Origin of the sequence: Stenotrophomonas thermophila, from assembly GCF_001499715.1 — a bacterium.
Classification (GTDB): domain Bacteria; phylum Pseudomonadota; class Gammaproteobacteria; order Xanthomonadales; family Xanthomonadaceae; genus Stenotrophomonas; species Stenotrophomonas hibiscicola.
In genome coordinates this window covers 1-11,045 of sequence record NZ_CVIW01000044.1, presented here as the reverse complement: position 1 = coordinate 11,045, position 11,045 = coordinate 1, and the positions used below count along the sequence as shown (strand labels likewise).

The 11,045-nt window shown below is 68.5% G+C and carries 7 protein-coding genes and 2 pseudogenes; 2 read left to right on the top strand and 7 right to left on the bottom strand.

Annotated elements, in window-relative coordinates; genetic code table 11:
* Nucleotides 1–165: 165 nt before the first annotated feature.
* The 7 genes and pseudogenes from BN1263_RS15680 to BN1263_RS15650 form a co-directional block, all read right to left on the bottom strand.
* Nucleotides 166–1,812: an MFS transporter gene (locus tag BN1263_RS15680; protein ID WP_058982417.1), complete on the bottom strand. Its 1,647-nt coding sequence runs from the start codon at nt 1,810–1,812 to the stop codon at nt 166–168.
* Nucleotides 1,806–3,088, bottom strand: a pseudogene (locus tag BN1263_RS15675) (alginate export family protein). Before BN1263_RS15675 ends, BN1263_RS15680 begins: the two are co-directional and overlap by 7 nt.
* Nucleotides 3,067–4,914 carry an amidohydrolase gene (locus BN1263_RS15670; protein WP_186008979.1) on the bottom strand — a complete coding sequence of 616 codons (1,848 nt, stop codon included), beginning with the start codon at nt 4,912–4,914 and terminating at the stop codon, nt 3,067–3,069. The pseudogene BN1263_RS15675 and the gene BN1263_RS15670 overlap by 22 nt, the downstream one beginning before the upstream one ends.
* Nucleotides 4,915–5,033: 119 nt before the next feature.
* On the bottom strand, nt 5,034–5,459 hold the full coding sequence (locus BN1263_RS15665) for a DoxX family protein (RefSeq protein WP_058982413.1): 426 nt from the start codon (nt 5,457–5,459) through the stop codon (nt 5,034–5,036).
* Between the two features lie 2 nt (nt 5,460–5,461).
* Nucleotides 5,462–6,118, bottom strand: coding sequence for a hydrolase (locus BN1263_RS15660; protein WP_058982411.1), 657 nt, complete (start codon nt 6,116–6,118; stop codon nt 5,462–5,464).
* Nucleotides 6,115–6,558 carry a helix-turn-helix transcriptional regulator gene (locus BN1263_RS15655; protein ID WP_058982409.1) on the bottom strand — a complete coding sequence of 148 codons (444 nt, stop codon included), beginning with the start codon at nt 6,556–6,558 and terminating at the stop codon, nt 6,115–6,117. Before BN1263_RS15655 ends, BN1263_RS15660 begins: the two co-directional genes overlap by 4 nt.
* Before the next feature lie 50 nt (nt 6,559–6,608).
* Nucleotides 6,609–6,941: a hypothetical protein gene (locus BN1263_RS15650; protein WP_019659977.1), complete on the bottom strand. Its 333-nt coding sequence runs from the start codon at nt 6,939–6,941 to the stop codon at nt 6,609–6,611.
* A 97-nt stretch (nt 6,942–7,038) separates the two neighbouring features.
* Between BN1263_RS15650 and BN1263_RS15645 the strand changes: the two are divergent.
* Nucleotides 7,039–10,069 (top strand): annotated as a pseudogene (locus BN1263_RS15645) (sensor histidine kinase).
* Nucleotides 10,062–10,715, top strand: a complete 654-nt coding sequence (locus BN1263_RS15640) for a response regulator (RefSeq protein ID WP_058982407.1) — start codon at nt 10,062–10,064, stop codon at nt 10,713–10,715. The pseudogene BN1263_RS15645 and the gene BN1263_RS15640 overlap by 8 nt, the downstream one beginning before the upstream one ends.
* Nucleotides 10,716–11,045 lie beyond the last annotated feature (330 nt).

Sequence of the window (11,045 nt, the reverse complement as noted above, 5' to 3'; positions counted from 1 at the left end):
GGCAACCCCATCACCCGTCGTGATCACGCGCAGCCGGCCAGCGGCCGGCTCTACCACCGGCGGGGCAACCGCCTCTGCTTCGGTAGTGCCGGCCGCTGGCCGGCAACCCCATCACCCATCGTGATCACGCGCAGCCGGCCAGCGGCCGGCTCTGCCACCGGCGGGTCAGATGTCGGTGTGGTGATGCGGCACGGCGGCAGGCAGCGGGTCATGCCCTCCCACGAAGTGACGCACCACGGGGGCGCGCTCGCCGCGATGCAGCTCCCGCAGCACTTCCTGGATGGCCTTGTCATCCGCAGTGATGCGCTCGTGCTGGCGCAGGTGCTCCAGCCACGACGGGGTCACGAAATACTCCAGGTGGATGCCCGGGCTGGCCACGTCCTCGACGACACCCCAGACCACCGCACCGTCGCGGCGACGGATCGTGCCCAGCGCGCGCATCTGCGCCTGGAACTTGGCACGGTCAGCATCGTCGATGCGGTACTCGATGGTAACCAGCACCGGGCCCCGATCATTCGACACCGGCACCGACAGTTCCGGCGCCGGCCAGTGCCCGGCCGGACGCAGGTTCAGATCCTCGGTGCCAGCAATGCGCACGCGCCACACCAGCAATCCGCCGATCACCGCACCTGCGGCAGCCACCAGCAACGCCAGCTCCGGCGACGTACGCTGTGCGAGCGCGCCCCAGCTCAGGCCGCCGGCGGCCATGCCGGCAGAGAACACCATGATGTACAGCGCCAGCGCACGCGCACGTACCCATGCCGGAACCGCAGTCTGCGCAGCGATCTGCAGCGACGACAGCACGGTGATCCACGCAAATCCATTGACCAGCATCACCACCGGAAGCACGTACCAGCTGCGGGTCAGCGCCAGCCCGACCAGGCTCAGGGCCAGCGACAACGTCGCCAGCAGTACCAACAGGTCACGATCCAGTTGCGCACGCAGCTTCGGCAGCAGCAGCGCACCGCCCACTGCGCCGATGCCGATGCAGCCCAGCAGCATGCCGTACTGCCCCGCCCCGCCATGCATCTGCCCACGCACCACCACCGGCAACAGCGCGTTCATCGCCGCGGCAAAGAAGAAGAAGCCGACCGACTTGATCAGCACCGCCTGCAGCCGCCCGGCGCGGCTGGCGTAACGCAGGCCCGCCTTCAAGCCGGCACCGAAACCTTCCGGTGGCAGGCTGGACTGCTTGGGATCACGCGTCCAGCCCCACACCACGAACAGCATCGCGGCGAAGGTGATGGCGTTGAAGCCGAATGCCCACACCGCACCCAGCTGCGCCACGATCACGCCACCAATGGCCGGGCCGATCGAGCGAGCGATGTTGATGCCGATCGAGTTCAGAGCCACCGCCGAGGCCAGCATCGGCTGCGGTACCAGCTCGGAGACAATGGCGGCCTGCGCGGGCATTGCCATCGCCGCACCACAGCCCATGCAGAAGGTCAGCAGCACCAGCAACTGCGGGGTCAGCAGGTCCATCGCGGTCAACGCGGCCATCGCTGCGGCCACCAGCAGCATCCAGCCCTGGGTCGCCAGCAGGTACTTCCGGCGATCGACAATGTCGGCCAGAGTGCCGGCAGCGAGCGCCAGCAGCACGATCGGCACCGTGGTGGCCGATTGCACCAGGGCCACCATCAACGGCGAACCGGTGCGTTCGGCCATCACCCAGGCGGCGGCTACATCATTGACCCAGGTGCCGATGTTGCTGGCCAGGATTGCCAGCCAGATCGAACGGAACATCTGGATCTTCAGCGGGGACCAGGCGCCTGCGGCCTGTGTGGAGTGTTGCGACGCGGTTGCGTTCACCATTGCCATGCTCCAACGATCGAGGCGAACAGCGTGTCCTGGCCTCCGGCCTGCTTCAGTGCAGGACCGGCGTCGACCCAGGCCAGCTGCAGCTGGCATTGCCAGTGTTTGCTGGCCTGCCAGCGGGTTTCAGATTTGTACTGGGTGCCGATGCGGCGCGCGCCACCGGCGCTCCCCGGTAACGCCAGCAGCGGTGCCGGTGTGGTGTAGACCGCATCGGCACGACGCTGCTTCCACGCCATCTGTACGCCCAGTTCCGTGGTCACCGCATGATGCAGGCGCAGGGTCAGGGTCGGTTGCAGGTCCATCAGGTTGGCCGGGGCCAGCAGGCTGGCCTCGCTGAAGTAGGCCGATTTAGGGAACAGTGCATTGAAGGTTCCCAGGCGGCCGTCATGCAGCTTGCCGTCGCCACTGGCGATATCCGCCTTCAGCCCCAGCCGCGGTTGCAGCGGCCGCTCGGTCCAGCGCCAGCCGGTGTCGGTGGCCAGCGTCCAGGCGCGGACATCCAGCGTGCCGGCAACCGTCTGCAGTTCACCGCCCTGCGCCACCAGCTCGCTGTTCCAGTCCAGCGCACCGAACTGGCCGAACCAACGCGCACCGAGGGTCTGCCGTCGCTCGGTACCGGAGCCCGCCGCAAAGCGCGCGCCTTCACGACGGTAGTCCAGCAGGTACAGATCCCATTGCCCTGGGCCACGACCCCGCGCGGTGGTCGCATACGCGCCCCACAGGTGGGCACCGCGTTCGCCGCGGTCATCAAAGGCGCCGGGTCGGTTCTCCAGCGGTCGCAGCGCCATCAGGTCCAGCGTGCCGAGGCGGCCTTTCCAGCCTGCACGGGCGCCATCGAATGCCAGCCGGATGTTCGGCCCATCGCGCACCGACAACAGCCGCGAACTGCCATAGCCGGCTTCCTGCCGACCGAGTTGCAGATGGAACCCACCGCGCTGCCAGCGCCAGTAGGCCTGCTGCACGTCCAAGGCGCCACTGTCGGTACGCCCGGGCCGCCTGCCTTGCCATTCTCGGCATGCACGCCCAGCTGCAGCCGTGCCTGCCAGTTGTCCTCGACATACGTGGCCGACGCCAGTGCACGCAGCAGGCCGTAGCCGTCTTCACTGCCGCCGATACCGAATCGGGCCGGGTCGTAGTACATCCCCCTGAGGCGCAGCGAGGCGTCCCATTGCAGTTGCCCGCCGCCCACGTCGGCGCAGCGGGGGGCGTCACAGGCCAGCGCCATCCATGGCATGGCCAGCAGCGCCAGGCTCAGAACGCGAAGCACGAGCATCCCATCGCACCCCAGAAGGCGCTCAGGTCGTCGGTGGGCGCCGCATGCAGCGCGGCATGGCCGTGAGCACCATGCGTACTACAGGCCACACCGTGATGGTGGCGATGCGCGACGGCTAACCCGGTGGCGGCACCGCCGACGTGGTAGCCACCGAAGCGGTTGACCGGCGACCAGTCCGGCATCGCCGGCGGCAGCTGCGGCGCCAGGCCGGCGTAATCCCCGTCGGCGTGCACGATGCGGCCGCCGACCACGGTCAGCAGGCTGGTGATGTCGGCGATCTGCGCGTCATCAACGCGGAAGAAGTCGGCCGAGAGCAGGATGAAATCAGCCAGCTGGCCAGCTTTCAGCGTGCCCTTCACCGCTTCGTCGCCGGAGAACCAGGCACTGCCCTGCGTCCACAGGCGCAACGCCTGCTCGCGTTCCAGCAGGTTCTCATCGCCATACAGCGCCAGCCCGCCCACGGTGCGCCCGGTCACCAGCCAGGACAACGCCACCCACGGGTTGTAGCTGGCTACGCGGGTGGCGTCGGTACCGGCGCCGACCGGTACGCCTTCGGCCAGCATGCGCTTGACCGGCGGCGTATGCCGCGCAGCCTGTACGCCATAGCGCTCGACGAAGGCCTCGCCCTGGTAGGCCATGCGGTGCTGCACGGCGATACCGCCACCCAGCGCACGGATGCGCTCGATGTTGCGTGGGGTGATGGTCTCGGCGTGGTCGATGAACCAGTGCAGGCCATCGAACGGCACCTCGCGGTTGACCTGTTCGTACACATCCAGGATGCGCGTGATGCTCTCGTCGTAGGTGGCGTGGATGCGGAAGGGCCAGCGCTTCTCGACCAGCAGCTTCACCACGTCGTGCAGTTCCGGCTCCAGCTCCGGCGGCAGTTCCGGGCGCGGCTCGTTGAACAGTTCGAAGTCGGCGGCGGAGAACACCAGCATCTCGCCCGCGCCGTTGTGGCGCAGCAGGTCATCGCCCTGGCGCGGCTGCAGGATCTCGCTCCAGCCACGGAAGTCATCCGCCTCCTTCCCCTTGTTCTGGGTGAACAGGTTGTAGGCGATGCGCACCGTCAGCTGGTCATCGCGATGCAGCTGCTCGATGACCTGGTAGTCCTCGGGGTAGTTCTGGAAGCCACCGCCGGCGTCGATCACCGAGGTGATGCCAAGCCGGTTCAGTTCGCGCATGAAATGGCGCGTCGAGTTGGCCTGGTACTCGATCGGCAGGCGCGGGCCCTTGGCCAGCGTCGCATACAGGATCAGCGCATTCGGCTTGGCCAGCAGCAGCCCGGTCGGGTTGCCCAGCGAATCGCGCACGATCTGCCCGCCCGGTGGATCCGGCGTGTCCTTGCTGTAGCCGCAGGCGCGCAGCGCGGCGCGGTTGAGCAGCGCGCGGTCATACAGGTGCAGCAGGAACACCGGTGTATCCGGCGCGATGTCGTTGAGCTCCTGCAGGGTCGGCAGGCGCTTCTCGTTGAACTGCGCGGCAGTGAAGCCACCAACCACGCGGACCCACTGAGGTGCAGGCGTGCGGTCGACCTGGGCCTTCAGCATGTCCAGGGCGTCGCCCAGCGAACGCAGGCCGTCCCAGCGCAGTTCAAGGTTGTAGTTCAGGCCACCACGGATCAGGTGGGTATGGCTGTCGTTGAGGCCGGGCAGCAGGCGCCTGCCCTGCGCGTCGATCAGCGTCGCTCCATTGCCCCAGCCGCGCATGATGTCCTCGTCGCTGCCGACGGCGACAATGCGGCCCTCCTGCACGGCCAGTGCCTGGGCGTGCGGCTGCTGAGGGTCGAGGGTGGTGATGCGGGCATTGCGGATGACCAGGGTGCTCATGCGACGCTCCTTGGAAGTGGAATCGAGTGCGGCACCGGCGCGACCGGCCAGGCCGAGCGCAACCGCGGCACCGCTTGCCAGCACCACGTTGCGGCGGCCGTGGTCGAGGGGATCGTGGCTCAAGTGAAATCTCCCGGAAAGTATTGGCCGTCCAGCGCCCAGTTGCCGGGCCCGGCCAGCGCGATGGCCAGCAGCACCGTGGTCCACATCAACGGGTACTCACTGCCACCGCGCATCCAGAACCAGCCCCTGGGCACGGCCAACAGTGCGGTGAAGCCGATGAAGGCGGCCGCCGCAAGCGCGGCGATGCGGGTCTGCCATCCCAGCAGCACGGCCAGCCCGGACAGCACCTGCAGCAGGGACAACAGCAGCGGCAACGGCGCCACTGCCGGCAGCCCGAAACCGCGCAGCTCGGTGGCGAAGCCGGCCAGCCCCGGTCCGCCGAACCAGCCCAACAGCTTGCCCAGCGCGTGCGGCAGCAGGAAGCCTCCTGCCGCCACGCGCAGCATCAGCAGGGCCAGGTCAAGGCCATGGCCGGCCAGCATGCTCAGTGCCCGCCTTCCTGCGCGCCGAACATGCGCTTGGCATACTGGATGCCGATGCCGTAGCCGCCGGCGTGGTCGCGGGCGATGCCGGTGGTCAGGTCGTAGGTTTCACCCCGCGCCCAGTCGCGCTGCAGCTCGAGCAGGTACTGCACGCTGGTCATCGGAACCGCGCCGGCCTGCACCATGCGGGTGATCGCACGCTCGTGCGCTTCTTCGCTGACATCGCCACAGGCATCGGTGATCACGTAGACCTCGAAGCCCTGCGCCAGCGCAGACAGCGCCGGACCGACGATGCAGACGCTGGTCCATAGGCCGGCAAGCACCAGCCGACGCCTGCCGATGCGGTTGATCTCGTCGATCACCGGCCGGTCTTCCCAGGTATTCATCGACGTGCGGTCGAACACCGGCTGGCCGGGGAAGATCTGCGGCAGTTCCGGGAACATCGGCCCGGAGAACGACGCTTCGGCGACCGTGGTCAGCACCACCGGCACCTTGAACCCCTTGGCGCCCTTGCTGATCAGCGACACGTTGTTGCGCAGCGTGGAGATATCGATGGTGTGGGTGGCGAACGCCATCTGTGACTGGAAATCGATCAGCACCAGGGCATGGTCGGTGGGCGACAGCAGGGCCGGGGCGGGCGTGGCGGTGGCATGGGTCATGGATGGACTCCGTTGGAAACACGATCAAGGGGAAGCGACAGGGCGGCATCGCCGGCCAGGTACTGGCCGGGGCTGCAGCCGGTCTCCGCGCGGAAGCTGCGGACGAAGTGGCTCTGGTCGAAGAAGCCCAGCTGCTGGGCCAGGCACGCCATCGGCAACTGCGCGCCAGGCAGCAGCTGGCGTGCGCGTTCGATGCGGCGACGGCGCACATAGCGCAGCGGGCTGGCGCCGGTGCCGCTACGGAACAGGCGCACAAGGTGGAAGCGGCTGACGCAGGCGGCGGCCGCCAGTTCGGTGACCCGCAGCGGCTGCGACAGATGCTCATCGACATAGCGCAGGGCGCGCTGCAGTGCGGCGGCCTGCTGCGGTGCCAGTGGCGCGGCGGGCGGATCGGGCGGAGTGACGGTGGCCATGCGGGGCGCCGCGAGGGGGTGCCCCATGGTGCGTGGCCGTTGCGCGATGCCCTACCCCCGTCGGTCGAGGCCGGCACCTACCCGAATGGGGGAGGCCGACGGCCGAGCAGGCGGCGCCCGAACAGGCACGCATCCAGTGAATAGGCCCCCGGCCCCACAAGCAGCAGCGCCGGCGGCAATGCCACCAGTGGCCAGGGCGCCTGCTGCGCGAACAGGCCCACGGCCGCCGTGAGCGCTGCCAGTGGCGTCAACATACCCAGTGCAAGCATGGCCGCTGCAAGCAGGCACAGCGCCGACCACCCACTGCCCTGAGCATCCGGCGCGCACAGCGCGGCGGTCACGCACAGCCGGAACCACAGCAGGCCGATGCCCGGCCCCCGATCAGGGAACATCACGAACAGGCGCTGCATGGCCAGGTTCCAGGAGGAGATGCCGGCGTGATAGCCGACCGCAGCGGCCACCGCCTACCCCGTTCGGGTCACCCCGGGCTGCCCCACACCTGCCAGAATGCGCGCCATGCGTGGCCGCCCCTTCCCGGTTCCTGCGTCGCCTGCCGGCGCTGCTGACGTGCCTGCTGCTGTTGACCGCCCTGCCCGCCCTTGCCGTGCAGCGCCCGCCGGTGAGCGGCGGGCTGCCCGATTACGAACATACCGCCTGGCGTGTCGGCCAGGGCGCCCCAGGCGATATATGGGACATTGCCCAGGACCGTGAGGGCCTCTTGTGGCTGGCTACCGGCTCGGGCCTGTACCGCTTCGATGGCCGTCGCTTCGAACGGCAGGCAGCGCCCGTCGGTAGCCAGTTCCCGTCCACCAACATGGTCACGCTGGCGCATGCCGCCGACGGCGCCCTGTGGATCGGCTACTTCCAGGCCGGCATCAGCCGCTTCGCGCAGGGACGGCTGCACAGCTACGGCCGTGAGCAGGGGGTGCCGGTCGGCGTGGTGCCGCGCTTCAGCCAGGATCGCGATGGCCAACTCTGGGCGGCGATCAATGGCGGGCTGCGCCGCTTTGACGGACACCGCTGGCAGCCACTGCCGGCCGCTGCCGGCCTGCCCGAGCACCGTGTGCAGTGGGTGCTGCACGACAGCCGGGGCAGGTTCTGGGTGCTGGCCGGCCTGAAGATCTGGATGCGCGCGGCGGGCCAGACCGCGTTCGAGGACACCGGCATCGCGGTCTCGCAGATGGCGACGCTGGCCGAAAGCCCGCAGGGTGAAGTGTGGCTGGCCGACCGGGTGCGCGGCACCTCGCCACTGGCGAACGCGCAGGGTCTGCTGGCAGACAGCGAACGTGAGGCACGGCGGCTGCCGGAACTGGTCGCTGCGCGCCTGCAGTTCACTGCCGATGGCGCGCTGTGGGCCACGATGAGTCCGCACGGCGGCGTTGCCCACATCACCTTCGCCGGCACCCGGGCCGTGCGCATGGAACGCTTCGATTCGCCGCAAGGACTGACCGCCACCTCGGCTGTGCCGATCATCGTCGATCGCGAAGGCAATCTCTGGGTTGGCACCAATCTCGGCCTCAACCGTTTCCGCGCACGCAGCGTGCACACCCTGGCGGTGGGTCCAAGCGATCCCTACCGCTCGCTGGTACGGGCCAGCGATGGCCGCGTGTATGGCTATGGCGAAGACCTCAAGCCCTACGACCTGCGGCGCACCCTGCTGGATGGCAGCGCCACGCTGCTGCAGGCTGCCGCGCGCCAGGCACCCACGCCGATCTGGCAGTTCGACTGGGTCAACGTCGCGCGCACGGTCGCCGGCCACACCACATTGATCCCGCTGCCGGCGCCGTTCACCGGGCAGCCGCTGCATGCCCTGTTGTTCCCCGATGACGGACAGGCCTGGGTCTGCACCGGCGAACGCGGGGTGCTGCACTACCAGCATGACCAGTGGCAACGTGAAATCCGCCTGCCCGAGCAGGCCTGCTCATCGCTGGCGCTGGATGCCGATGGCCAGCTGCTGCTCGGCTATCCCGATGGCCGCCTGCGCCGCCTGGGTGCGAATGGCACCGAGAGCTTCGACTCCGGGGACGGCCTGTCGGTAGGGCCGATCACCGCGATGCTGCACCACCGGGACCTTCTGCTGATCGCCGGCGAGGCCGGGCTGGCAGCACGCCTGGGCAATGGCCGTTTCGTTCCGGTGCGCACTGACATGGCCGGCGTACTGGAAGGCATCACCGGCATGGTCACCGATGCACATGGATACCTGTGGCTCAACGGCAGCCGTGGCCTGGTTCGCCTGGAAACCGGCCTGCTGCGCCGCGCCGTGCGCAGCGGCCTGCCGGTCATGCCACGCCTGTTCGACGCAGCTGACGGCATGCCGGGCATTGCACTGCAGAGCGGACCGATCGCCACCGCAACGCTGGCCGACGACGGCCTGCTGTGGTTGGCCACCAACCAGGGCCTGGCCTGGCTGGACACCACCCGCTCGCACGTCAATACGATGGCTCCCAGCGTGCGCATCGGCGAGGTGCTGTATGGCAGCGAGCACGCGCCGCTACGCGATGGTCTGCGCCTCCCGGCCGGCACCAGCCAGCTGCAGATCGATTACGTGGCGCTGTCGTTGGCACGTCCGGAGCGCAACCGATACCGCTACCGCCTGTCGGGCGTGGATGACGGCTGGCAGGACGCTGGCAGCAGCACACGTGCGTATTACACCAACCTCGCGCCCGGCAGCTACCGGTTCGAGGTGGAAGCCGCCAACGAGGATGGCATCTGGAGCACCGCACCGGCCAGCCGCAGCTTCCGCATCGCTCCCACCTTCATGCAGACCCTGTGGTTCAAGCTGCTGTGCACCGCCGCCGTGCTTGCACTGCTGGTGCTGGCCGTACGCATCCGCAGCGGCCAGCTGGCAGCGTTGTTCCGCGCGCGCCTGCAGGAGCGCAACGGCGAACGCGAACGCATCGCGCGCGACCTGCACGACACCCTGCTGCAGGGTAGCCAGGGCCTGATCCTGCGCCTGCACGCGATCAGCCAGTCAGCGCAGACGCCGGAACCGGTGCGCAGCCAGCTTGAGTCAGCGATGCAGCTGGCCGAGCGCAACCTGGCCGAGGGTCGCGAGCGGGTAAATGCGCTGCGCGAGGCGCCGTTCGCGGGCCGCGACCTCGCTTCGGCGCTGGCCGACGTGCACGCCGAATACGCCGGGCATGGCATCAATCCCCTGCGCCTGACCGTGGAAGGCGCGACGCCACCGCTGCAGGCCGACGCGGCCGAGGAGGTGTTCCTGATCGGGCGCGAGGCCATCCGCAATGCGCTGCGTCATGCCAACGCCAGCGCCATCGAAGTGGAACTTTCCTACGGAACGCGCTGCTTCCTGCTGCACGTGCGCGACGATGGCGTGGGCATCACCCACGAAAATGCCGACCATGGCCATTGGGGCCTGCAGGGCATGCGTGAGCGCGCCCAGCGCCTCGGCGCGGAACTGCAGCTGTGGACCCGCCCCGGGCTGGGTACCGAAGTCGCGCTGGCGGTTCCGGCCCGGCGGCTGTATCAGCGCCGCCGATCGCGTTGGCATTGGCCCTGGAGTAGAGAAAACCATGACTGAGTCCCCTGCCCCGATCGGCGTGCTGGTGGTCGACGACCACCCGCTGCTGCGTGATGGCCTGGCGGCACTGCTGGGCGCTCATGCCGACCTGCGCCTGCTCGGCGAAGCCGCCGATGGCGAAGAAGCCATCGAGCGCTATCAGCAGCTGCAGCCGGACGTGGTGCTGATGGACCTGCAGATGCCCCGCCTGGATGGTGTGGAAGCCATCGTGCGGATCCGCGCGCTGGACCCACGCGCCCGCATCATCGTGCTGACCACCTATCGCGGTGACGTACGTGCGGTGAGGGCACTGCAGGCCGGCGCCAGCGCGTATCTGCTGAAGGACATGCTGCGCCACGAACTGGTCGACACCATCCGCATGGTGGCCGGTGGCCGCCGTGCGCCGATTCCTCCAGCGGTGGCCGCCAGCATCGCCGCGCATGTGATCGAAGACCGCCTGTCACCGCGCGAGACCGAGGTACTGCGGTACGTGGCCGGAGGGCTGTCGAACAAGCGCATCGGCGAGCGTATGCAGATTTCCGAGCAGACGGTGAAGGCGCACATGAAGAGCCTGATGGACAAGCTGGGCGTGGGCGATCGCACGCATGCGGTGACCCAGGCGCTGCGGCGCGGGATCATCAGCCTGGACGACAGCGGTCACGATTAGGGGGGGGGTTCGGCAGGGCTTGCAGCCCTGCACCCGCGGTAGTGCCGGCCGCTGGCCGGCAACCTCAACAGCAAAAGCGGGCTTTCCGTGGGATGGCGCGGCGGTGTCGGAGTGCGGGGACGCTGCAAGTACGTCCCTGTAAGCTTGGCAGCCGCATCCATGCGGCTGACACCCCGCACTCCGACACCGCCCCACCTCTGACAGATTCCGATGGCGGTTGGTAGGTGTCGACCTTGGTCGACACTTCTGTCAGATATCGAAATCAATCAGGGGTCAGATCCGTTTTCCGAAGGAAAACGGATCTGACCCCAAGAGCCATTCCAACAGACC